At 42.1% G+C, this 23,714-nt stretch carries 23 protein-coding genes, 3 tRNA genes and 1 riboswitch; of the genes, 18 read left to right on the top strand and 8 right to left on the bottom strand.

Translation table 11 applies throughout. From position 1 onward, the window contains the following. Positions 1-114 precede the first annotated feature (114 nt). On the top strand, positions 115-2,079 hold the full coding sequence (gene mltF, locus ACJAZP_RS12275) for a membrane-bound lytic murein transglycosylase MltF (protein WP_415231034.1): 1,965 nt from the start codon (positions 115-117) through the stop codon (positions 2,077-2,079). Between the two features lie 217 nt (positions 2,080-2,296). On the opposite strand, the gene tadA is transcribed toward mltF, so the two are convergent. Genes tadA through ndk form a run of 3 tightly spaced genes read right to left on the bottom strand, consistent with a single transcriptional unit; the run spans position 2,297 to position 4,167 of the window. Beyond that, positions 2,297-2,842: a tRNA adenosine(34) deaminase TadA gene (gene tadA, locus ACJAZP_RS12270; RefSeq protein ID WP_415231033.1), complete on the bottom strand. Its 546-nt coding sequence runs from the start codon at positions 2,840-2,842 to the stop codon at positions 2,297-2,299. Beyond that, the gene (locus tag ACJAZP_RS12265; RefSeq protein WP_415231032.1) at positions 2,842-3,714 is read right to left on the bottom strand and encodes a prepilin peptidase; all 873 of its coding nucleotides are present in this window, start codon (positions 3,712-3,714) and stop codon (positions 2,842-2,844) included. Before ACJAZP_RS12265 ends, tadA begins: the two co-directional genes overlap by 1 nt. Before the next feature lie 18 nt (positions 3,715-3,732). Continuing rightward, a complete protein-coding gene (gene ndk / locus ACJAZP_RS12260) occupies positions 3,733-4,167 on the bottom strand; it encodes a nucleoside-diphosphate kinase (protein ID WP_415231031.1) in 435 nt (144 codons plus the stop codon). A 79-nt stretch (positions 4,168-4,246) separates the two neighbouring features. Here ndk and ACJAZP_RS12255 point away from each other — a divergent pair, with 79 nt between their 5' ends. The 6 genes from ACJAZP_RS12255 to ACJAZP_RS12230 all read left to right on the top strand — a co-directional run bounded on the left by ACJAZP_RS12255 (position 4,247) and on the right by ACJAZP_RS12230 (position 8,351). Next, positions 4,247-5,122 (top strand): endonuclease/exonuclease/phosphatase family protein, encoded by an 876-nt coding sequence (locus tag ACJAZP_RS12255; protein WP_415231030.1) that lies wholly within the window; start codon positions 4,247-4,249, stop codon positions 5,120-5,122. A 97-nt stretch (positions 5,123-5,219) separates the two neighbouring features. After that, positions 5,220-5,390 carry a nicotinate-nucleotide--dimethylbenzimidazole phosphoribosyltransferase gene (locus tag ACJAZP_RS12250; RefSeq protein ID WP_415231029.1) on the top strand — a complete coding sequence of 57 codons (171 nt, stop codon included), beginning with the start codon at positions 5,220-5,222 and terminating at the stop codon, positions 5,388-5,390. Positions 5,391-5,407: 17 nt separating this feature from the next. Further along, positions 5,408-6,274 (top strand): nicotinate-nucleotide--dimethylbenzimidazole phosphoribosyltransferase, encoded by an 867-nt coding sequence (cobT, locus tag ACJAZP_RS12245; protein WP_415231028.1) that lies wholly within the window; start codon positions 5,408-5,410, stop codon positions 6,272-6,274. After that, the gene (locus tag ACJAZP_RS12240) at positions 6,271-7,107 is read left to right on the top strand and encodes an adenosylcobinamide-GDP ribazoletransferase (RefSeq protein ID WP_415231027.1); all 837 of its coding nucleotides are present in this window, start codon (positions 6,271-6,273) and stop codon (positions 7,105-7,107) included. Before cobT ends, ACJAZP_RS12240 begins: the two co-directional genes overlap by 4 nt. A gap of 8 nt (positions 7,108-7,115) precedes the next feature. Continuing rightward, positions 7,116-7,721, top strand: coding sequence for a bifunctional adenosylcobinamide kinase/adenosylcobinamide-phosphate guanylyltransferase (gene cobU / locus ACJAZP_RS12235; protein WP_415231026.1), 606 nt, complete (start codon positions 7,116-7,118; stop codon positions 7,719-7,721). Next, a complete protein-coding gene (locus ACJAZP_RS12230) occupies positions 7,722-8,351 on the top strand; it encodes a histidine phosphatase family protein (protein ID WP_415231025.1) in 630 nt (209 codons plus the stop codon). A gap of 218 nt (positions 8,352-8,569) precedes the next feature. On the opposite strand, the gene ACJAZP_RS12225 is transcribed toward ACJAZP_RS12230, so the two are convergent. The 4 genes from ACJAZP_RS12225 to orn all read right to left on the bottom strand — a co-directional run bounded on the left by ACJAZP_RS12225 (position 8,570) and on the right by orn (position 9,958). Then, positions 8,570-8,644, bottom strand: a tRNA-Gly gene (locus ACJAZP_RS12225). Between the two features lie 132 nt (positions 8,645-8,776). After that, positions 8,777-8,851: transfer RNA gene (locus ACJAZP_RS12220), tRNA-Gly, on the bottom strand. A gap of 223 nt (positions 8,852-9,074) precedes the next feature. Beyond that, positions 9,075-9,149: transfer RNA gene (locus tag ACJAZP_RS12215), tRNA-Gly, on the bottom strand. A gap of 269 nt (positions 9,150-9,418) precedes the next feature. Continuing rightward, positions 9,419-9,958, bottom strand: coding sequence for an oligoribonuclease (gene orn, locus ACJAZP_RS12210; protein WP_415231024.1), 540 nt, complete (start codon positions 9,956-9,958; stop codon positions 9,419-9,421). Between the two features lie 96 nt (positions 9,959-10,054). Here orn and rsgA point away from each other — a divergent pair, with 96 nt between their 5' ends. The 11 genes from rsgA to ACJAZP_RS12155 all read left to right on the top strand — a co-directional run bounded on the left by rsgA (position 10,055) and on the right by ACJAZP_RS12155 (position 22,232). Then, positions 10,055-11,098: a small ribosomal subunit biogenesis GTPase RsgA gene (rsgA, locus tag ACJAZP_RS12205; protein WP_415231023.1), complete on the top strand. Its 1,044-nt coding sequence runs from the start codon at positions 10,055-10,057 to the stop codon at positions 11,096-11,098. A gap of 69 nt (positions 11,099-11,167) precedes the next feature. Then, positions 11,168-12,019 (top strand): archaetidylserine decarboxylase, encoded by an 852-nt coding sequence (asd, locus tag ACJAZP_RS12200; RefSeq protein ID WP_415231022.1) that lies wholly within the window; start codon positions 11,168-11,170, stop codon positions 12,017-12,019. A gap of 25 nt (positions 12,020-12,044) precedes the next feature. Continuing rightward, positions 12,045-13,580 carry a threonine ammonia-lyase, biosynthetic gene (gene ilvA / locus ACJAZP_RS12195; RefSeq protein ID WP_415231021.1) on the top strand — a complete coding sequence of 512 codons (1,536 nt, stop codon included), beginning with the start codon at positions 12,045-12,047 and terminating at the stop codon, positions 13,578-13,580. A gap of 13 nt (positions 13,581-13,593) precedes the next feature. Next, the gene (locus ACJAZP_RS12190) at positions 13,594-14,658 is read left to right on the top strand and encodes a potassium channel family protein (protein WP_415231020.1); all 1,065 of its coding nucleotides are present in this window, start codon (positions 13,594-13,596) and stop codon (positions 14,656-14,658) included. Between the two features lie 79 nt (positions 14,659-14,737). Then, a riboswitch (cobalamin riboswitch) is annotated at positions 14,738-14,909 on the top strand. 204 nt (positions 14,910-15,113) lie between these two features. Beyond that, positions 15,114-16,952 carry a TonB-dependent receptor plug domain-containing protein gene (locus ACJAZP_RS12185; protein ID WP_415231019.1) on the top strand — a complete coding sequence of 613 codons (1,839 nt, stop codon included), beginning with the start codon at positions 15,114-15,116 and terminating at the stop codon, positions 16,950-16,952. A 26-nt stretch (positions 16,953-16,978) separates the two neighbouring features. Continuing rightward, positions 16,979-17,986 (top strand): ABC transporter substrate-binding protein, encoded by a 1,008-nt coding sequence (locus ACJAZP_RS12180; RefSeq protein WP_415231018.1) that lies wholly within the window; start codon positions 16,979-16,981, stop codon positions 17,984-17,986. Beyond that, positions 17,976-19,013, top strand: a complete 1,038-nt coding sequence (locus tag ACJAZP_RS12175; RefSeq protein WP_415231017.1) for a FecCD family ABC transporter permease — start codon at positions 17,976-17,978, stop codon at positions 19,011-19,013. The genes ACJAZP_RS12180 and ACJAZP_RS12175 overlap by 11 nt, the downstream gene beginning before the upstream one ends. Before the next feature lie 13 nt (positions 19,014-19,026). Beyond that, positions 19,027-19,884, top strand: a complete 858-nt coding sequence (locus ACJAZP_RS12170) for an ABC transporter ATP-binding protein (RefSeq protein ID WP_415231016.1) — start codon at positions 19,027-19,029, stop codon at positions 19,882-19,884. A 99-nt stretch (positions 19,885-19,983) separates the two neighbouring features. Next, a complete protein-coding gene (locus ACJAZP_RS12165; RefSeq protein ID WP_415231015.1) occupies positions 19,984-20,979 on the top strand; it encodes a MotA/TolQ/ExbB proton channel family protein in 996 nt (331 codons plus the stop codon). Continuing rightward, positions 20,976-21,389 (top strand): ExbD/TolR family protein, encoded by a 414-nt coding sequence (locus tag ACJAZP_RS12160; protein ID WP_415231014.1) that lies wholly within the window; start codon positions 20,976-20,978, stop codon positions 21,387-21,389. Before ACJAZP_RS12165 ends, ACJAZP_RS12160 begins: the two co-directional genes overlap by 4 nt. A gap of 15 nt (positions 21,390-21,404) precedes the next feature. Continuing rightward, positions 21,405-22,232: an energy transducer TonB gene (locus tag ACJAZP_RS12155; RefSeq protein ID WP_415231013.1), complete on the top strand. Its 828-nt coding sequence runs from the start codon at positions 21,405-21,407 to the stop codon at positions 22,230-22,232. A gap of 234 nt (positions 22,233-22,466) precedes the next feature. Here the strand turns inward: ACJAZP_RS12155 and ACJAZP_RS12150 are convergent, their stop codons facing one another. Next, positions 22,467-22,940: a hypothetical protein gene (locus ACJAZP_RS12150; protein WP_415231012.1), complete on the bottom strand. Its 474-nt coding sequence runs from the start codon at positions 22,938-22,940 to the stop codon at positions 22,467-22,469. Positions 22,941-23,714: the final 774 nt, after the last annotated feature.

Here is a 23,714-nt window from a genome sequence, read left to right as displayed (position 1 = left end):
TTAAATAGAAACCCTCTATAGTCGAACTTAATTTATTTTTGATAATGTAATTTTTACAAAATTTTGCTGGAAATCCAGACGATTCCACTCAAAAATCATTATATGGATCTAAAGATGCCTTTTACAAAATTCAAGCAGCCAGTCATATGGCTCTCTTTTAGTTTTTTAATTTTATTGCTCTCCGCCTGCAACCCTTTTTTACAGACCACTCACTTGGAAAAGATTCAAAAGCGCGGTGATATCATGATGGGAACCATTAATGGATCCTTAACTTACAGTTATGACGGCAGTGTTTACAGCGGTTTTGACTACGAGCTGGGCAAACAACTCGCCGATGACCTGAACGTTAAATTAACCATCAAAGAATATTCGACATTTGAAGCGTTATTTAAGGCTTTAGATAATAACAAAGTAGATTTTCTCGCGGCCGGGCTGACATTAACCCCCAAAAGAGCGCAAAAATACCGCAGCTCTCCCCCCTATTATTTTGCATCTCAAAAATTAGTTTATCGCAAGGGCAGTTATCGTCCTCGGAAAGTCGCTGACATTAACGCCCCAGTGTCTGTTCTTAAGGACAGTAACCACGAAGAAACTCTGGAAAAGTTGTTAAAAGAAATACCTGAACTCGAAGTTAATATTCTAGAAAACGAAGATCAGGAGACTTTACTGCGAAAAGTTGCTGAAAAAGAGATTACCTTTGCCATTGTAGACAGCTCAACACTGGCACAAAAACAGCGTTATTATCCGGTCCTCACGGAAGCTTTTACGATCTCGGAAAAACAACCTGTCGCGTGGTTATTGAAGCGCAATCAAGATGATACGCTGTACTCTGTGATCATTGAATTTATGGGTAACAGATACAATGACCAAAGCATTGCCAAGCTTGAAGAAAAATATTTTGGTCATGTCAGACACTTTGATTTTGTTGAGACAAAGATATTTTTACAACGCAATAAAAGCACCCTGCCTCAATTTGAAAGTTTATTTAAAAAATATGCCACCTCGGAGGTCAATTGGTTATTACTCGCCGCGGTCAGTTATCAGGAATCGCATTGGAATCCAAAGGCCAGGTCACCCACAGGCGTGCGTGGTTTAATGATGTTAACCCTTGATACGGCAAATTATATCGGTATAAAAAACAGATTAGACCCCGCTCAAAGCATCAAGGGGGGGGCTAACTATCTAACCAAACTCATTAAACGTCTGCCCAATAGTATTCCCGATGATGAAAAAATCTGGTTTGCATTAGCCAGTTACAATATTGGTTACGGGCATTTAATGGATGCCCGGCGGATCACCCAGAAGCGAAAACAGAATCCCGATGCATGGTCAGATGTTAAAGAAAACCTGCCACTGCTTCATGAAAAAAAATGGTATAGCAAAACCCGATACGGTTATGCGCGAGGTCGGGAAGCCCAACATTATGTCAACAATATCCGTCAATATCTAAAAACATTAACTTGGTTTGTCACCAAAAGAGAATTACTGTTGGCAGAGCAAAAAGCGCTGCAGAACGCCAAAGATAAAGCCTTAGCCGAAGAGAACGCTCTGCAAAGGGTAAAAGTATTAGCCGCAGAGCGTGCGCTGCAACCCCAATTGAGCCCAATTGAAGCGCTGCAGCAAGCTAAAGAGGCTGTATTAGAGAAAGCACAAGCCTTACAAAAAGCCAAAGAGCAAACTTTAGCGATGAAAACGTCATTGCAGCAAGCCCTCGAAAAAACGTTAGCTGAAGAAATGAACCTGCAACAAGCTAAAGATAAAACCTTAGCGCAACAGCAAGCACTGCTAGAGGCCAAAGAGAAAGCCCTGGCCGAAGAAAAACGCCTGCAAGAGAGCGCCTTAGCCGAGCAAGAATTACTGCTGCAGGCAAAAGATAATGCCTTAGCCGCACAGGAACGACTGCAGCAGGCGAAAGATAATGCATTGGCTGCGCAGGAAGTTTCCCGGCAGGCGACAGATAAAGCGATTGCTGAACAGCAAAGCTACCAGGAAGCAAAAGATCAAGCATTCAGTCGGCAGCAGACATTACAAGAGGCTATCGAGCAAGGGCCGGTGCAAGAAAGTAATAATCAACCCTAGGTGCCTGCGGAGAAGGCTTAATAAATAATTTAAGATGCCCAAAACCGCATCTTATATTCAAATAATAAGTGCTCACTTTTGCGGGTTAAATAGTGATAGAAGCGGAAAAACAGAAGACTTAGCGGCAGAAATTGAATCTAAGCCGGCACCAGAAGCCGGCTTGAAGAGTAAGTAGCGAAAGGCCGCTAACAGCTATATTTTGTCGAACCGGCAACTTTCACAAGGGAGCAGACAAGTTTGCCAAAGCTTGCTGCTTTTTCAGTGCTTTTTTTTCTTGACGACGACGCTTAAAAAAATCGCTTATTTTTGTTGCGCACTGCTCGCTAAGAATGCCCGCGCAGACCTCTATTTGGTGGTTGGATTTTTCACTGCGCACCAAATTATAAACCGATCCCGCAGCACCGGTCTTATAATCACCCGCGCCGTACACAAGACGTTTAATGCGCGCATGGACCATAGCTCCGGCACACATCGGACAGGGCTCCAGAGTGACATACAAAGTGCAGTCAATTAAGCGATAGTTTTGGATCTTTTTACCCGCCTCACGAATAGCCATAATTTCAGCATGGCCGCTGGCATCATGATTAAAGATGGATAAGTTCCACCCTTCAGCGATAACCTGCCCATCTTTAACGACCACGGCGCCCACGGGTATTTCATCCTGTAACTCTGCCCTATCCGCCAAAGATAAGGCATAATTCATCCATTTTGTATCTGCGGCTTGCTGCGCATCGGCTAATACCGAAGTTTTCTTATCTGCCACTACAAAACCAGTGAATAATAAAATTGCGTTAACGGTTCGCCATAGACAAGATAAATCCAGCCGGCAATCGCAAGATAAGGCCCAAAAGGCATTGGCCTGCTGTGTTTATCTTTGGATGCCATAATCACCGCAATACCGATAATAGCCCCGGAAAAAGAGGACAGTAAAATAATCAGCGGTAATGCCTGCCAGCCGAACCACGCGCCTAACGCGGCCAACAATTTAAAATCACCGTACCCCATGCCCTCTTTACCGGTGATTATTTTAAAAGCCCAATAGATAGACCAAAGCGTTAAATAACCAAAGGTTGCGCCTAACACCGCACTGCTTATATCGGTAAAAGTGCCGGAAACATTTACTAGCAGACCAAACCACAATAACGGCAGGGTAAGACTGTCGGGTAATAACATCGTATCGAAATCAATAAAAGTCAGGCTGATTAATACCCAGGTAAAGACTAATGCAAATAATAATGGCCAGCCAAAGGGCAGCAGATAAGCAACGGCTAAAGAGAGTATCGCAGTTAATAATTCAATACTTGGATAACGTTTGCTGATTTTACAATTGCAATGTTTACAGCGCCCCTTTTGTACCAACCAGCTGATCACCGGGATATTTTCCAGCGGACCAATCAAATGCTGACAGCTTGGGCAACGCGAATGAGGCAAGACCAGATTAAAGGGACCGGATTCAACCTTGATATTGGCATCGGGAAAAGAATCGGCACATTCTTCTTTCCATTCCCGCTCCATCATTACCGGCACACGATAGATCACCACATTTAAAAATGAACCTATCAACAACCCCAAAATAGTCACTACTCCATAGAGATACAGAGGGTTGTATTCTAACAAAATCACAATATCATTCATCAATATAAACACCTTCAGTTACTGTTTTACTGGCGGGCATATTTCATCATCACTGAAAAAGAAGGCTATTTCTCTTGCTGCAGAAACGGGGCTATCGGAACCGTGCACCGCATTATAACGGGTAGATTCAGCAAAGTCGGCACGAATGGTACCAGCCGCTGCTTGGGTCGGGTCGGTTTTGCCTATCATTTCACGATAAAGTGTTATCGCATTTTCAGCTTGTAAAACCTGCACGACTATTGGTCCGGAGGTCATAAAATCAATTAATGGCTGATAAAATTCCCGGCCTTCATGCTCCGCATAAAAAGCGCCAGCCTGTTCGCTGGTGAGGTGCACCATTTTTAGGGCAACAGGCTGTAAGCCGGCCTGCTCAAAACGCTGTAAAATTGTACCAATAAGGTGTTTACCTACGGCGTCGGGTTTAATGATTGAAAGAGTTCTTTCTAATGGCATAATGAGGACTTAAAATATGAATGAATTGAACGCCTAATATAACCATATAATCCTTCGCCATCAATAAGAAGATGAACAGATGAAACGCAATCTCACACTTCTATCAACAACAATGATAATGACGGTTTATTTACCGGTGATAATTATCCTGATCGCAGTGTTAACCATCTTCCCCAAATCAGCGCAGCATTTAACCCTATTAGATAATAAGGAACGGCTTTATTTACAAAGCTGTCCTGAACTGGCAACAGTCAAAGCGGCTTTCGGTTCAGCAAAAAAACTGGCACTCCCCTTTACCCTGTTGAATTGGAACATCTACAAACAACAACATACCAATTGGCAAAAAGCGCTGCAAAAATGGACTCAAAAATCTGACCTGCTTACCCTGCAGGAGATAAAATATTCGCCTGCATTTATAAATTTCAGCCAGATTAACAGCTTGTTTTATTTTCAAAATAACGCTTTTCAATATCAAGATGTTGTCTACGGGGTGAATACGCTCAGTAAAGTGGCACCAAGTTATGTTTGCGGAACACGCTACAGTGAACCTTGGATAAGCATTCCCAAAACAGGGATAGCCACAATCTACCCCTTAGAGAATCTGCCAGATTCATTATTACTTATCAATATTCATGGCGTGAATTTCACCTTTACGGCAGCTCCCTTAATGGAGCAGATACAACCTTATCTGGCACTCATTAAGTCTCATCGCGGGCCGGTGATATTTAGCGGTGATTTTAATACCTGGTCAGCCCAGCGCTTAGAGCAGGTTGCGCAAACATTGCTGCAGGCGGATTTTCAAGACGCATTATTTGCAAATGATCAACGTATCACTATTTTTGGCCAGCCCTTAGATCATATTTATTATCGGGGGTTACAGGTAGTAAAGAGTGAAAGCTGGGCAACTAAAACATCGGATCATAATCCGCAGCTGGTCACTTTCAAGCTAAGATAGACAGCCATAAAAATAACATCAGAATAAAAAACAGGTGCAATAAGTAAATTAGCTAAAATAATCCCATTTTAATAAAAACAATAAAAAGAGCTTTCAAATGTCTAAAACCATCAATATTCCAGCCGTCAATAAACGGTTTTGTGCGCAAATTCAAACCATAATAGATAATAAAACCAAACCATTAGGCTCCCTCGGTAAACTCGAATCCGTAGCCTTGCAGTTAGCGTTATTACAAAGTCAAAGCGCTTCTTTTGAATCTCAAAAATAACCTTACCCAAACCTCTGATGATCATTTTCGCAGCAGACCATGGCATTGCCGATCAGGGAGTGAGTATCGCCAGCAGTGATGTCACCGCACAAATGGTAAGCAATTTCATTGATGGAGGTGCTGCCATTAACTGTTTTTGCCAGGTGAATAATATTGACCTTTATATTGTCGATGCGGGGATTAAAAAGGCACTGGACTGTGCTTCTGAATGTTTTTTTGTACAACGACTAGGAAGTGGTACGGCTGATTTTTCTTTGCATGCGGCGATGAGCCGGGAACAAGTCCAACAAGGATTTGAATTTGGCCGACAAATTGTCACCAAGCTGACTCAAAAAGGAGAGCATATCCTGTTGCTCGGAGAAATGGGGATTGCCAATACCAGTTCAGCGAGCGCCTTAATGTGCGCTTTAACTCATTATCAGATTGAACAGTGTGTCGGTAAAGGGACGGGCATTACGGAACAGCAATATACGCACAAATTAGCACTGATTAAAAAGGCATTAACGCGCCTGACGGAAGATGATGATGTAACCACTATTCTGGCACAGGTCGGCGGTTTCGAAATTGTGCAAATGGTCGGCGCAATATTAGCCGCAGGTCAGCAGCAGATGCCCATTATGATTGATGGTTTTATCGTCAGCATCGCGGCGCTTGCAGCCTATCGTTTAGCACCCAACATACTGGGTTATTTTATTTTCAGCCATCAATCCGACGAGCAAGGGCATCACTTACTGCTTCAAGAGATGTCAGCCGAACCTTTATTATCGCTTGGCTTACGCCTAGGAGAAGGGACTGGCGCGGCTCTCGCCTGGCCACTCATCCAAGCCGCTGCTTATTTTTATAACAACATGGCCAGTTTTGAAAGTGCCGGAGTCACGGTGTGAGCTGCAAAAAAAGAGAGTTTCACGCTTATAAAGAGATCATCAAGAAAGAATTTAATCTGCTCTTTTTGGCATTAAGTTTTTTTAGCCGGATTCCGACGCCTAAGAAAATGATTTATTCTCCTCGTTTGCTCAATCAATCCAATCGCTATTTTTCTTTAGTGGGTTTGTTATTAGCACTGTTACAGGGAGCATTTTTTTTAATCTTTATACAAATTCTTCCCGCGCCCATCACTCTGATATTAATGCTCGCGGCGGGTCTTATACTAACGGGCGCATTCCATGAAGATGGTTTGGCGGATATGGCTGACGGCATTGGCGGCGGATTAAATATTGAGCAACGTCTAAGCATCATGAAAGACAGCCGGGTAGGCACCTATGGAGTAGTCACCTTAGTGACTATTTTGGCTTTGAAGTATTTATTACTCTTAGAACTCGCACAAAAGGGTTACTTATACACAGATAGTCATCTGTTTTTTTTAGTTTGCTTAACCTTGGGGTTTTCTCTTTCGCGCGCCGTCGCGGCCAGTTTAATTATCAATACAGCTTACGTCCGTGAAAAAAAATCAAGTAAAAGTACGACCTTAGCAAGTGCGCAAAAACCACAGGAATTGTTTATTCTGCTGGCTGTGGCTTTACTACCGGCTTGGTATTTTTCATTTTATGAAGTATTAAGCCTGATCCTATTGCTGTTTATTTTCAGACAGCTGTTTCGAGCCTGGCTAATCGATAAAATTGGAGGTATCACAGGGGATTGCCTCGGAGCCGCGCAACAAATTTCCGAAGTTATCATTTACATTGTACTGATGGCCAGTCTTACCTTAAATCCGAGCTGAGAATATTTATGATTCATCTTATTATCGGCGGAGCGCGCTCAGGCAAATCCGCTTTCGCCGAAAAAACAGTATTAAATCAAGCTGCTGTCCCTGTGTACATTGCCACGGCAACGGCCTTGGATAACGAAATGCAATCTCGAATAGCCCATCATCAACAGCTGCGCTCATCAAACTGGCAGTTGATGGAGTGCCCTCTTGCACTAGATAAGCTGTTATTAAACGAAGCACAATATATTAACCAAGGCACACCTCGGCACTATCTCATTGACTGCTTGACGCTGTGGCTGAATAATATTATTTATCAATATGACCAGCAGTTACTGGCGAGTAATTATGAACCCGGCAGAGTGCAATACGAGAAGATAAGCGCCGGAATAGAAAACACCATAGCAGACTTTATTGAGCAGTTGAGTGCTTTTAAAAATACCAATGTAAACATCACTCTAGTCAGCAATGAAGTGGGTTTGGGTATTATTCCCCTTGGTATCATCAGCCGCTTATTTCTCGATCATTGCGGGCGATTAAACCAGAAAGTAGCACAACTTGCAGATCGGGTGACGTTAATTACGGCGGGATTGCCGCTCGACTTAAAATCACCACAGCAGGAGTTATAAATGTCCAGCATAACCCTATTAAGGCACCCAAAAGTGCTCGGAGAAGCCGCTTTATACGGGCGGACCAATATTGCCTGTTGCCCTCGATCTTTTGCACAGGCCTTTAGCGCTCTGGGGAAAATGGCGGAGCAGTTTGACCTTATCGTCACCTCTCCCCTGCAACGATGCGCTTTATTGGCCGAAAAATTCAGTGAGCAGTCAGGCTTACCTTTACTCGTTGAACATGATTTTCAGGAAATTAATTTTGGAATTTTTGATGGGATCCCCTTTACTGCTCTGCACAAAGAGTGGCCTATCCTTGAACAATTTTGGGCGACGCCGCACAGTGTTACTTTCGATCAAGCAGAAAAACTGGCGCACTTCAATCGCCGGGTAGTCGCTGCCTGGGCATCTTTATTAACCTCATCGGCTGATAAAAGGATATTAGTGATTTGTCATGGTGGAGTGATCCGTCAAATCATTGCCGACTGTTTAGGATTAAGCTGGCAGCAACCTAAACTTTATCGAAGTTTACAGGTAGCCAATAACAGCATGACAAAAATTGATTATTTCCAGCAATACCAAACCAGCAGTATCAGGCACATTAGTTTACCGCTCTACAGCTTAACTAGAATAGAAAAAATAATATGACTAATTGGGATTTTTATATTTAGGGGGATTGTACTAGGCAGTGAATTTGGAGCGTTACATGAGACTAAAAAAAGCTAATGACCCCGGCTCTTATTGGGCAAGGTAGTGTTCTGACAACTTAACTCAAATAGATATAAATAAAAAAATAAAAATATTATCGGCTAAAACTTTTAGTTAGTTGTTTTTTGGGGGAATTATAAATGGAAAGTAAGTAAAATTGGAGCGGCACAAGAGATTCGAACTCTTGACCCCAACCTTGGCAAGGTTGTGCTCTACCACTGAGCTAGTGCCGCATCAAATTTTTTGAAATTAGTATGTACGAGTGAACTCATAACGCCAGTCAATTCTTGTCAAGGTGAACTCGACGAACCAAACTAGTACCGCATCACATTTTATCTTTAAGTTTTACTTCTAAAAGAGAAGTTTGGAGCGGCACAAGAGATTCGAACTCTTGACCCCAACCTTGGCAAGGTTGTGCTCTACCACTGAGCTAGTGCCGCATCACATTTTTTGGAATTAGTATGTACGAGTAAACTCATAACACCAGTCAATTCTTGTCAAGGTGAACTCGACGAACCAAACTAGTACCGCATCACATTTTTTGGAATTAGTATGTACGAGTAAACTCATAACGCCAGTCAATTCTTGTCAAGGTGAACTCGACGAACCAAACTAGTACCGCATCACATTTTATCTTTAAGTTTTACTTCTAAAGGAGAAGTTTGGAGCGGTACAAGAGATTCGAACTCTTGACCCCAACCTTGGCAAGGTTGTGCTCTACCACTGAGCTAGTACCGCATCACATTTTTGGAATTAGTATGTACGAGTAAACTCATAACGCCAGTCAATTCTTGTCAAGCTTGAACTCGACGAATCAAACTAGTACCGCATCACATCTTATTTTCATAACAAATTATTAGGCATGCTAGAAGATACCGGCTTGTTATGAGGTGCGCATTATAAATAGGGAGTGGATGAATGCAAGCTTTTTCTGCTGATTTGTCCTTGACTGTCGCTTGTCTGCTGAGTTTTTGAGCAAACAAGCGCTATCTGCTCAAAAAATAGCTTTAAAACTTAAAGAAATGTTTTTGGTAATGCTGCAATTCAGAAATCGATTCTTTAATATCTTGAAGCGCAGTGTGAGCGCCGCTTTTTTTATGTTCATTCACCATTTCCGGCGCCCAGCGGTTGCCCAGTTCCTTAATGGTACTGACATCAATATTACGGTAATGAAAATAAGCTTCTAATACTGGCATCTGACGCACTAAAAAACGACGATCCTGACCGATACTATTACCGCATAATGGTGCGGCTCCGGCCGGTACCCACTCCTTTAAAAAATCGAGGGTTGCTTGCTCTGCATCGGCGCAGCTAATCTTACTGGCCTTCACTTTATCCGTTAAACCTGATTTACCGTGCTGCGTTGTGCACCACTCATCCATCGCATCAAGCGCCTGATTACTTTGATGAATAACAAATTCAGGTCCTTGTGCAAGAATATTTAAATCGCTGTCAGTCACGATAGTGGCGATTTCTATTATTTTATCCGTATCTGGATTTAAACCGGTCATCTCCAAATCAATCCATACAAGGTTATTTTTATTCATCGTTATTATGATCCTTTTCGTTACAAGAGAGCCGCATTTCTAAATTAATATAGTATGATACGGTATTAACACTACGAGTGATAGCTAAGGAAACCTGTGACCAAGAAGAAACGACTCAGTAAAAATCAAGTTCGCCGCGTTCAAACTAATCAGAAAAAACGTTTAACTAAAGATAACACTAAACAGTGGGAAGAATCTGAACTTGGCCCACAGCTGGAAGGCATAGTGATCAGTCGTTTCGGACAACATGCGGATGTTGAAGATGAGCATGGCAAAATTGAGCGTTGTAATCTGCGCCGGGGGATAAAGTCTCTGGTAACCGGAGACCGGGTTGTATGGCGTGCAGGTAATGAGGCTTATCATGGTATCAGTGGTGTGATTGAAGCGGTACATCCGCGCAAAACCGTGCTCACACGTCCTGATTATTATGATGGTATAAAACCCATCGCGGCTAATATTGACCACATTATTATTGTCAGCTCCATTGCGCCTGAATTTTCCCGTAATATTATTGATCGCTACCTGATTGCCTGTGAGGATATCGGCATTACGCCCATTATCGTCTTAAATAAAAGTGATTTATTAGACGAGCAATCAGCAAAATTTATCGATCAGGAATTACAAAGCTACCGGGATATCGGTTATCAGGTTTTATATAGCTCGATGCACGGCGATGGTTTATTAGGCCTAAAAAGTGCGATGAAAGATAAAATTAATATTTTTGTCGGTCAGTCAGGTGTGGGTAAAACATCTTTAGTGAATATGTTATTACCTGAAATTGAAGCAGCGACGGGCGAAATTTCGGAAAACTCCGGATTAGGTAAACATACCACCACCACCGCACGCCTTTATCATTTCCCGGACGGAGGTGATCTTATTGATAGCCCGGGCATTCGTGAGTTTTCATTATGGCACTTAGAGCCTGAACGCATTGCGACCGGATTCATCGAATTTCGTCCCTTTTTAGGGCAATGCCGTTTCCGAGATTGTAAACATCAAATAGATCCCGGTTGCGCGCTGGTTGAAGCCGTTACCGAAGGTAAAATTGATAACGCCCGCTATCGTAGCTTTTTACGTATTTTAGAGACCATGGATGATGCAAAGAATGCACGTCATCGTCCACCCAACACCTATGATTAAAAGAGCCCTTTATAGCTCCAAAAATGTAGGTGAAATTTTCGATATATAAATTAACAAAAAGAGAGCACCATGATTGATCAACTTAAAATTATCGGGCAATACCTGCTGCCAAAAAAGCTATTATCGCGACTGTTAGGTAAATTAGCCGCCGCGCAAGCAGGTAAATTAACGACTTTTTTAATAAAAAAATTCATCAAAAAATTTAACGTTGATATGAGTGAAGCAAAATATTCAGACCCGGATCATTTTACAACCTTTAACGATTTTTTCACTCGTGAATTAAAACAAGATGCGCGACAAATCATCATTGGAGAAGATAACCTGGCGCTCCCCGTGGATGGTTGTATCAGCCAAATGGGCGATATCAAAGAAGGTCGTATTTTTCAAGCTAAGGGTCATGACTTTAGCCTGCGAGAACTGTTAGGCGGCCGGGATGATGTTGCAGCGCCCTTTGACAATGGTTTGTTTTCTACGATTTATCTGGCACCTAAAGATTATCACCGCATTCATATGCCGATCACCGGTAAACTTGAGCAAATGATTTTTATTCCCGGCGATCTTTTCTCGGTTAATCCATTAACAGCGCAAAATGTTCCCAATTTATTTGCCCGCAACGAGCGCGCCGTGGCCATTTTTTCAACGGCCGTTGGCCCGATGGCGATGGTCTTAGTTGGCGCGACGATCGTGGCCAGTATCGAAACCGTTTGGGCTGGGACACTGACCGCCAATACAGACAAAGAGATCCAATATTGGGATTACAAGAACCAGAATATTACCCTTGAAAAAGGCGCTGAAATGGGCCGCTTTAAACTTGGCAGTACCGTTGTTGCTTTATTCCCCAAAGAGAGCATTCATTTTGCAGAAGATCTTCAAGCAGACTCAGTCACACGCTTAGGTGAATTATTTGCAAACAAAATTTAAAAATAAATAGAGGTTTTAGAACGTAATGACAGAATTATCGGCAGCACAATACCTAAAAAAAATCTTACTTGCTCCTGTTTATGAAGCAGCCGTAGAAACAGCATTACAACCATTAAGTAAGTTATCAAAGCGTTTTAATAATGAAATTTTATTAAAACGGGAAGACCAGCAACCCGTGCATTCATTTAAATTACGCGGTGCTTATAATAAATTAGCCAGTTTAACGGATCAGCAAAAAAGCTGCGGTGTGATTGCCGCCTCGGCAGGGAACCATGCCCAAGGTGTTGCGCTTTCAGCCAAACGCATGGGCCTCAAAGCAACGATCGTTATGCCCTGCACCACGCCCGAGATAAAAGTCGACGCGGTACGGGCATTCGGTGCCAACGTGGTGTTATTTGGTGATGCTTTTGATGCAGCCAGCAACCATGCTAAAGAACTGGCTGAATTACATCATTACACCATCATCCACCCTTTTGATGATCCCGATGTCATTGCCGGACAAGGCACTATCGGCAAAGAGTTATTGCAGCAAAATTCTCATCTGGATAAAATTTTTGTGCCCGTCGGTGGCGGTGGTTTGCTGGCCGGTATTGCCGTTTATGTCAAACAGCTTTTACCTCATATTAAAGTGATTGGCGTTGAACCGGAGAATGCAGCGTCTTTAAAAGCGGCGTTGGCGAATGGCGGCCCGATAACCTTAAGTAAAGTTGGTTTATTTGCCGATGGTGTTGCGGTTAAAACTATCGGCACTGAAACCTTTCGTTTATGTCAGCAATACGTTGATGAAGTGATCACCGTCAGCAGTGATGAAATCTGTACAGCCGTAAAAGATATCTTTGAAGATACGCGTGCAATCGCAGAGCCTGCAGGGGCATTATCATTGGCCGGTTTAAAAAAATATTGTCAATTACACGAAGTTAAAGATCAAAGTCTTGCGGCAATTTTAAGCGGTGCCAACGTCAACTTTCATGCCCTGCGTTATGTTTCCGAACGGTGCGAATTAGGTGAGCAGAAAGAGAGCATCCTGGCCGTCACTATCCCTGAAAAACAGGGGGCCTTTTTAACCTTTTGTAATCAGCTCGACGGACGCGCTATTACCGAGTTTAATTATCGTTTAAATTCCCGTAAAGACGCTAATATTTTTGTCGGCGTGCGAACTCCCCAAGGTGTTGAGGAACTTTTAACACTGACAGAAAAACTGCACAGCGCAGGTTATTCAGTTGCCGATTTAAGCCAGGATGAAATGGCCAAACTGCATGTCCGTTATATGGTCGGTGGCGCCCCGGTCGGTGATATAAAAGAGCGTTTATACAGCTTTGAATTTCCTGAGCATCCTAATGCCCTGATTAAATTTTTAAACATGCTTGGTACACACGCTAATATCACCCTGTTCCATTACCGCAATCACGGCGCGGCTTATGGGCAGGTACTTGCCGGTTTTGAACTCGATGAAGGTATTGATGCATTTAGTGAACATTTAAACGCACTGGGTTACCACTATAAAGATGAAACAGATAATCAGGCCTATCGTTTCTTTTTATCCCAAGCAAATAGCCACTAAGGATCAGTTGCCCATGCTCCCCCTGAAGCGCATTAGAAAGCTGTTCCGGCGCCTGGCGCATCAACTAACCTGGCCAACCATGTTTCTGCTTGTGCTGGCACAGGCAATCACTGCTTATCTGTTATTTGTGCTTGCCGGGGAGAGCGCATTAACCGATCATCCCATGGACTTTATTTATTACAATATGGTGGTGGTTTCCACGGTGGGTTTTGGTGATTTCAGCCCGACTACCGAGATGGGAAAAGCGATTGTTGCCTTTGTGCAAATTCCATCGGGACTGATCGTTTTCGCTTCTTTTATAGGAAAAGCCACGCAACTATTTATAAATCTAGCGAGAAAAAACATGAACGGTACCAGTAACTTTTATCATTTTAATGATCATATTTTATTATTAGGTTGGGACACCTCTTCAACAGAGCAGATAATACAGCTGATTCTCGGTGATAAAAAACGCCAAAAACGGAAAATATTATTGTGCGTTACGGAACAGATGAACAATCCCTTTCCGGATAATAGTGAGGTTTTTTTTGTGCGCTTACGTAGTTTTTCTGATAATGAGGAGCTTAACCGGATCGCCTTAAGTAACGCCAAGCGTATTATTATTGATGGTAAATCCGATGATGAAACCTTATCCATTGCACTTTGTATCTCGACTTACACCAACACCGATGCCAACATCTCTGCGCACTTTTTTGATAAAACCAAAGCAGACTTATTAAAGGTACATTGCCCGCAAATTGAATGCAGTATTGATAGCAGCGCACAAATGATGGTGCGTAGCATGCAGGATCCGGGCTCAAGCCAGGTAACCAAGCACTTACTTTCAACCTTAACCGGGGCGACACTGTATTGTGTGCAAGCACCGGAACTGACAAAAGCGGTTGAGTTTGAACTGCTCTTTAACCAATTTAAAAGTAAATATGCAATGCTGGTGATTGCCTTCAGCCATTTTAAAAATGGCGATGCGATGATTCTAAATCCATCACCAGATGCCCTTATAAACAGTGGCGATTATTTACACTATATCGCTAACGAGCGAATAACTGTGGACGAGATAAACTGGGATGATTTCTCTTAGACTCAGCTGATATTAATTTTACTAAAAGGAGCCTTCTGCTTAGGGACGGTTGATTTATTGACAGTTGTTTATATTTACCTATAATCTCCCCTCTTTATGTTCATCGTTTTATTAACGCGATGATTAAATGGGAAGCATGTTTTAGTAACTTTAAAAGTTGCTAAAAATGAGCATGCACTGCCCCCGCAACTGTATCCGTTTTTCAATGTGAAAACGCTAGTCAGATACCAGCATAAAGAGCGTCACTGTCCATTAAGCGGGTCGGCTTATTGGAACGTAAAAACCCCCAAACGGCTGGGAATAATATTCCATGTTTGCAGAGGGTCTTCGTAATGGTGGCGAGCCAAAGAAAGTCTTTGATGCTCAGCGTATTATATAAAAGGCCACCACCTTGCTGTAACACCTCGAACAACAGATTTTCTTCTTATTTTAAATAAAAATATTAAGGAATAACCATGCCACGTTTATATTACACTCCAATTGCCTTAGCCTTAACGACACTGTTCAGCGTACCCAGTATTGCCGCAGAAACACAAAATACTCAGGACGATATTATCATTTCCGCCAGCCGCGTTGAAACTAAACGTATTGAAAGCGGAAGCTCAATTACCGTGCTTGATCAACAATATATAAAAGATAATCAGGCACGTACCGTTGCTGAACTTTTACGAGATGTGCCGGGCGTGAGTGTTGCCAGCAACGGCGGTTTAGGGCAAACAACCTCGGTATTTATTCGCGGTGCTAACTCCGGTGAAACCTTAGTGATTATTGATGGGATTGAAGTGAATGATTTATCAACCCCTGGCGGCAGTTATGACTTTGCATATTTAATGGCGGATGATATAGAGCGGATTGAAGTTTTAAAAGGCTCTCAAAGCGCACTGTGGGGCAGTGATGCCATGGGTGGCGTGATTAATATCATTACCAAAAAAGGCAAAGCCGGGTTCCATCCCACAGCAAGTGTCGAAACGGGTGCGCATAACTACCATAAGGAAAACATTAACCTTAGCGGTGCACAAGGCAACAGCCATTATTCACTTTCTGCCAGCAACCTGCAAACGGACGGGATCAGTGCAAAAAACGGTGAATTTGATGATCCCGATGATGACGGTTACAAAAATCAGAATATCAGCTTAAAAGCCGGCCATCAATTTACCGATATTTTTACAGTGGATACTGTACTGAGATACAGCGATGCAGAGACAGAATATGATAGTTTTTCAAGTGATGCCAATTCTACCAATCAACAGCGTCAAGCAAAATTAAACACAAATTTCAATTTGCTCGACAATCAATGGAAAAGCCATCTTTCAGTCGCCTTTTCTGATTCCGAAAGAGAAGCATTTTCAGGCAATACAAGTGAATCTCAATATGAATGGCAAAAAATAAAAACCGAACTGCAGAGCGATTATTACTTCGATACAGTTAATGAATATACGCAACGTGTCACCTTTTTTGCCGAGCACGAAAATGACAAATATGAAACAACATCTGCAGAATACAAAATGGATACATCAAGCGTTGTTTTAGGATATGGTGCAGATTGGCAAAAAATAGTTTTTGTTAATGCAGCCATTCGTGGTGACTTTAATAATAAATTTGATGATACCAGCACTTATCATATTGATGTTTCTGCTTGGGTAAGCGATGGTACACGTTTACATGCCAGCCATGGTACAGGAGTTAAAAATCCGACTTTCTATCAATTATATGGATACTATGGCAATACTTCTCTAGTCTCGGAGGAAAGTCTTAGCTGGGATGCGGGTGTTGAGTATAATTTTGCAGATAGTGATGCTTATATCGATCTGACCTATTTTGATTCTCGTTATAGCGATATGATCGATACTAACTATGACTCTAGTACCGGTGTGTATGCTTATTATAACATTGATGAAGCGACTTCACGTGGTGTTGAACTTACCGGTAAAGTAAAAGTGACCAATAAGTTACGTGTTAATACCGGGTACACTTATATGGAGACGGATAATGGTGAAGGCGATGAACTGGTGCGTCGACCAAAACATTCAGCTAGCATCAATGCCAACTATAAATACACGTCAAACCTAAGTGCCAATATTGGAGCACGTTATATTGGTGAGCGTGATAATAGTGATTACGATGACGTAAGATTAGATAACTACACTGTGGTTAATATTGGCGCTGCTTATCAGGTGCAGAAGCATATCACTCTTTCTGCTCGTATTGAAAATGCGCTTGATAAAGACTATGAAGAGGTTTCAGGTTATAACACTGATCCACTTACGGCTTATATTGGTATTAGCTTTAAATAATAGATAGTTGAAAAAGTGGGGGTGAAATGAATAATCTAAAACTCGTTTTTTTCGCCCTATTTTTAGTGTTTTTTATTAGCCTTATCCATTTTAAAAAAGGAGCCTTGTTTGCCCTTTTTCCAGAAGGCAGAGGCAACTTCACCACTCAGATCGACAGTGAAAATTTTCCGAAAACGCTGATCGATACTACTGGTATTAAGTTTATTTTAAAAAAACCTCCCGAACGTATTCTTTCCGCTACTTTAGCCACCGATCATATACTTTCAGGCTTAATAAACCCGCAACGTTTAGTGGCGGTGAGCAGTTATGTTGACACTGCCAGCATGTCCAATATTGTTGGTTTTTTTGATAAAAGCATTGCCCGCACACAGGGAGAAATTGAATCAATGCTCGCGCTGCAACCTGATTTAGTGTTTGTCGCTTCCTACAGCAATCCTGAAACAGTGCGTTACCTGCTGCGCAGCGGTATTGCTATTGTGCGCCTCAGTGAATTTAACTCCTTTGCCGATATTTTTAATAATATTCGCATTGTCGCCAATGTTACCGATACAAAAGCCGCGGGTGAGGCCATGATTGACTCGCTGCAAAAACGCATCGATTTTATTACAATGCAGGTCAAAGATAAAACTCCACCGCGTGTATTATATTACGACCTCAACGGTTACAGCGTCGGCGGAAATTCGTTAATGAATGAGGCGATTCAACTCTCCGGCGGTTTTAATGTAACCAACGGCATCCTTGCCGACGGGGAAAACAAAATCAGTGAAGAGCTGGCGATTTCATTACAACCCGACGTGATTGTAATGAACCAGTGGGTTTTTAATCAGGCCGATGGCCAAGCCTCACCGAGCACTATTTTGAAAAATAAAATAGCCTGGAAAGATGTACCCGCGGTGAAAAATGATCGCATTTATGCCGTTCCCGGTATCTGGCTTAGAAGTGTTTCCCAGCACCGTATTAAAGGTGTTGAAGCTATCGCTAAACTGCTCCATCCGGAAATACAAAGTTATTCAGAGACAAGCTATGTTCACTAAGTTACCTACCATTCGCTCGGTGTTAATACTGTTAATGCTGCTGGTTATCACTCTAACTGTTCTGGGGGTGTTGCAGGGACCTGCCGATATTTCATTAACTCATATTGGCGCAATTTTCAAACAGACTCTGTTTGCGGCGTCAGACAATGATATTCCCGGCTGGCAGCACAGTATTATTATCGATATTCGTTTACCACGGGTCATTATTGCCCTGTTTGCCGGTGCAAGTTTAGCGTTATGCGGGCTGGTCATGCAGGGGATGTTCCGTAATCCTCTGGCCTCCCCTTCCGTATTAGGTGTTTCATCGGGGGCTTCATTAGGGGCAGTGATCGCGATTTATCTTGGTTTTTCACTTATTTCCGCCTGGGCGATTCCACTGTTTGCTTTTATCGGCGCCGGACTTTCTTTGAGTGTTGTTTACCGCGTAGCTTCCAACAGAGGCCAAACCAATGTGGCTACTCTGCTGCTTTCAGGCGTTGCCATTAGCGCACTAAATGTGGCTGCCACCTCACTATTACTGGCTTTATCCCTGAGCAATTGGGATGTCGCACGGATGATTATTTATTGGACCATGGGCGGACTAGACGGTCGCACCTGGGATCATGTATTCATTATTTTGCCGATTGTGCTCAGCGGTTTTGTATTGCTGCTATTTTATAGCAGGCAATTAGATCTGTTACTGCTTGGCGAGCAGCACGCCTTATCGGTCGGTGTGGATGTGCGCAGAACGCGGCGCAATCTTTTGATTATCAGCAGTGCCATGGTCGGTGCATCGGTTTCGGTGGTCGGCGGAATAGGCTTTATCGGCTTGGTAGTACCGCATATTTTGCGTTTGTTATTAGGCCCTGCGCACCGTTATCTGTTACCCGCCTGTTTATTTGGCGGCGCGATCACCTTACTCGGTGCCGATCTGTTTTTACACAGTTTCTTTAGTGAGCAGGCTATTCCACTGGGCGTGGTGACGGCGGCATTAGGTGCTCCTTTCTTTTTGTTTCTTTTAATCAAACAACGTTTTGTTTTAAGTTAGTGGAGGCTTATTTATGTCACCTTTGAGTTGCACCAAGCTTGCTTTCTCTTTTGATAAAAATCCGTTATTAACGGATATTAATTTAGACTTTAAAAGCGGCCAATTTGTCGGCTTGATCGGTGCTAATGGGTCGGGTAAAAGTACCCTCCTGCAGCTACTGTTAGGTTTGATAAAGCAACAATCCGGTACAGTTAACCTTAATGGGGTGGATATTCATGCCCATAAGCGTCGCGATATTGCCAAGCAGTTAGCCTTTGTGCCGCAATCGATTGAGCTGCCCTATGCTTTTACTGTGCAGGCGCTGGTTGCCATGGGACGAAACCCGTATTTGGGGCCCTTTGAGTTAGAAACAGCCGAAGATAGTAGGCTTATTCAGGAGGCGATGCTGAAAACAGATATTACCCACCTCAGAGAACGTTCGGTCACTACCCTGTCGGGGGGTGAAAAGCAGCGGGTAATTATTGCCCGTGCGCTTGCGCAACAAGCAGCGACTATTTTGCTTGATGAGCCGATTTCAAGCCTGGATATTTGCCACCAAATAGAAACCCTGCAGTTAATACAATCACTGACTCAATCGGGCAAATTAGCCATCACCGCACTTCACGACCTTAACCTCGCGGCAAGCTATTGTGATCGTTTAATATTGCTGGGTGAGACTCAGCCCAATGATGACTCAGGAAGGAGTCATTCAAGCAGAACTATTATTGCCGACGGCACGCCGGAACAGGTACTTAATCGAGAAAATCTAGCCAAATACTTTTTTATTAATGCTGATATAATCAAAACAGATGATAAAATCAGTTTGGCGAATATCAGTCCGGTTAAAAAACACCAGGACCATGATGCAAAACCATTAACCAATGTTCAATGACAATTAGAACCCGCTCTGCTTTAAGATACGCTTAAAATAGGAGGGTGTTCAATGGTCTTTTTTGTAACACATCTGTATTACTAATAGGCAAAATAAAGTATGGCAATCGACAGCACATCCATTATCAGCGCAAGTTTTTCTGCTCTGCAGCAAATCAATCAAGCGATGCCGGTATGGTTTCAACAGGGTGGTCTGATAATGTGGTTGTTACTATTCACTTCTTTTTTAGCAACTGTTGTCACCCTCGAACGTGGTTTTGTGTGGATCCAATACTACTTTAAAAAAGAACATTTCCCTCTGCTTGATTGTTTTGCCTATTTAAATAAAAAAGAGAAAACCAACGCTCTTCTAGCATGCCAGCACTTAGATACGCCGGCTTTAAATATGTTAACATTTGGCATTAATGCCCTGCCTTTTTCGCCCAATGAGAAAATGGAATCCTACGCAGAACGACAAATTCACAATATGTCCCGCGGGCAAACGTTACTCGATACCGTTATCACCCTAGCTCCAATGCTGGGTATTTTAGGCACAGTATTAGGTATTATTCACTCTTTTAATATTCTCGGTTCACAGGGAATCGACAACCCTACCGAGGTTGTTGCCGGTATCGCACAAGCTTTAGTATCAACCGCAATGGGCTTATCCGTCGCGCTGTTGGCATTATTACCCTTTAATCTGTTTCGCTCGCTACTGCACCGGTTAACACTGCATTTGGAGGGTGTTGGCAGTGAATTTTATCATATCTGTCATCAAAAGAGCCTGATCACCAATGAGCTCAGTGATATTATGAAAGTTCAGGAGTTGAGCCGCGCCGCCAAGAATGACCAGCAGGTGTTTAAATACGAAGTGCAGAAGGACAGTGAAATGCCTTATCATTACGAATTTAAAGAGGGTACAGATGAAGTCAGTGTTAATCTTCATGACGAGATGAAGGAGCTTAACAAAACCTCTCAGGAATCACTGCTGGAGATGTATGCCAGTGCAGTGAATGAAGAGCAGGAGTGTTACGGCATTGATGAAATTGAATTGCAGAAGCAGCAAGAGCGTGCCCGGGAGACAAAAAAAGAGCCCGTCATGAAGCACAATCGATGAAATTAAGTAAGAAGCGTTTTCAAAAACCCGCCCGATTTGAGTTGTTACCTCTGCTGGATGTGATTTTTTTATTGCTGATTTTTTTTATTTTTGTGATGCTTAAAATGACCATGCAAAGCAGCATTAATATTGAATTGCCACAGTTAGTTGATAGCAAGCAGCAAACTGAAGAGCTTTTGATTATTAGTATAAACAGCAAAAATCAGATTTTTATTAATGAAGAAATGACCACAGAAGCGCTTCTGTTGCCGCAAGTGATGACGTTACAAGAAGAGCAAAAGGATCAGAAATTACCCATATTAATCCGCGGTGACAAACAATCCAATTTAGGTGTCGCCCTTTCAATTTTGGATAAACTGCGTTTATCCGGATTTCAGCATGTTGCTTTTGCAACCGAAAAAGATAAATGAGAGTGACAAAGGCACATGAAAAAAACTAGCTCTTATTTCCCTTTTATTATTATCAGCCTGATTTTATATGGTTTTCTTTTTATTTATATTGATAAACCTAAACGTATCACAATACTGCCGCTAAATTCCGGCGAACAAGCGATTCAAGTCCAGTTTATTTCTGAGCCTGATCAATTAAAGAATCTCAGCGAAGATGAGCTAACGCAACCAATCGGCCAGAAAACAGTCGCCTCACCGCGACCGGAAGAAACAGAAATACAGTCAAAAAAAATCATAAAACCGCCTGCAAAATTTTCTGAATCCGAAGTTAAATTAACAGAGCAGGCATTGCCGAAGAGTCTTGAAAAATCCGACACCAATAATGAAGAAAATTTAAAAGCGAAGGTTTCTCACCCGCAACCGACAACCGATGAGATCATTTCTAAGCAAACAGAGCAACTGAGTAAAACCCAAACACAAGCCGAAATCCCCCCCGTACCAACAAACAGCAGTGCAAAAAAGAAGAAGGTTGTAAAAAGATCCCCTTCGGAAAACAGCTCATCACTCGCCAGAGGCACGAAAAATCAAGGCGTATTGCAGGAGGCGATTGTGGTTTCCGGGCGCAAACCTGTCTACCCGCAACGCGCCATTTTGCGTAATCAGCAAGGCCGAGTGGTGGTAAAATTAACCGTCACTCAAAAAGGTCTGCCTGAAAACCCTAAGATATTGACTTCTAGCGGATTTTCCATTTTGGATAATGCGGTGCTCACATTTATTAACCAAGAATTATTTATGCCCGCGCTGCAAGGCGAAGATAAGGTAAATTCAGAACAGCTTTTTGCTTTTCGTTTTCAACTCAATTAGTGCTTATTTAAATGAATATTTATGCCAATCCCACTAATTAGGTGATCTATTTAAGTACTAAAATAACCCATAAAAGCAAGCCGTAAATTGCAGTAATTAGTTGTTATAATTATAAAATTAATACGAAGCCCGCATCTGTTTTAAGCAGCATCAATGAGCAGGAAATTAATGAATTTGGTATTATATTGCGGAGCACTTTAAAAGTGTGCGCTGAAACTCCGCTTCAATTGTTAGTTACTTGAGAATGCCTTTTCTGATTAATTGATAGCTGTAATAAACATAAGCAAAATAAAGTACAAAGCTTATCGCCGTCGAATAATAAGATAAAGGCTCCGCTTCGACTAGTGCTCTCCAGGTAGGAGAAAACAAGTTATGGGTCAGTGCAGCAGCCATTAATGGGATATAACCAAGGTATAGTTTTAATGCGACGGCCTTTAGTCTAAATAACTGCAGCGCACAGAGATAGAAGTAGATAGGGTTAAAAATATTAAAAACATGATCCAGTACGCCAAGGCTTTGATGATACTGCCCCGCCAGACCTTCACTAACCATATCGCCAGAAACGATCAGATAGTAACTAACTAAATTAGATAAACTAAATGCGGCAAAAATAAATATTGCCCATACCAGCATGGGCCGTTTGATTGTCTTTTCCGTGGTTAATTTTTGCTGCTGTTTTTTCTTTGATACTTTTTGACTAGCGGCCATATGCGTTCCTTTTAATATAATGAAGTTTAACAATAGTAAAAATAGTCCGATGCTGACTATTGGTTGTTGACCTAAACTTTTACGCTGCTCTTAATTTACATAACATGGCGAATTTTTCAATCATCTCGGCTTAAAAATGCAAACTAGCATCAGAATTGTTAGCGATTACAGTTAAAAATTCAATCATTCAGGTCATTTTTATGAATGGTTATTATTATTCTTATGGCTTATACCTAACCTTTTGTGAAACATTATATGGCAAAAACTCCGGTTATTTCATCATAAATTGAAATTTAAAGGATTTAAATGCGCGCAACACAATATATCTAAACTTTTAACAGCATAAACCGGCACCTTCAGAATAAAGCCGATCCAGATCACAACCCCTACGCCGCCCCTCCTTTAGTGTAATCGATTACATAACTAAGCCTGTGATCACGAAATCTTCACTTCCCATGTTCGAGTTGGTCATCGCCACAAGTATTAAACGAAAAAATCCCTGCTGATGTTAGTCATCAGGGATTTAATTGCTAAGTTTGTGCTAAAAACTGGCAATTAGCTTGTGCAAGATACTGGTGATGGAACAGGGTTCGCAGAGCTTATACCAAACGCATTAATAAAGTTATCTGATTTACTATTTAAAATTGATGACGTGGTCAACTAAATTCACTCACCCTAGTTAAGCTACTTTTTTCAAATACCCGTTCATCATTTCAAAAGTGTTTGGGCAACAATAACCCAGGTAAGAATGAAGCCTATTACCGTTGTACCACA

The sequence above is a fragment of the Psychromonas sp. genome, assembly GCF_047632955.1.
Taxonomy (GTDB): Bacteria; Pseudomonadota; Gammaproteobacteria; order Enterobacterales; family Psychromonadaceae; genus Psychromonas.
The sequence above is the reverse complement of the archived record's forward strand: the minus strand, read 5'-3'. Positions and strand labels throughout refer to the sequence as shown.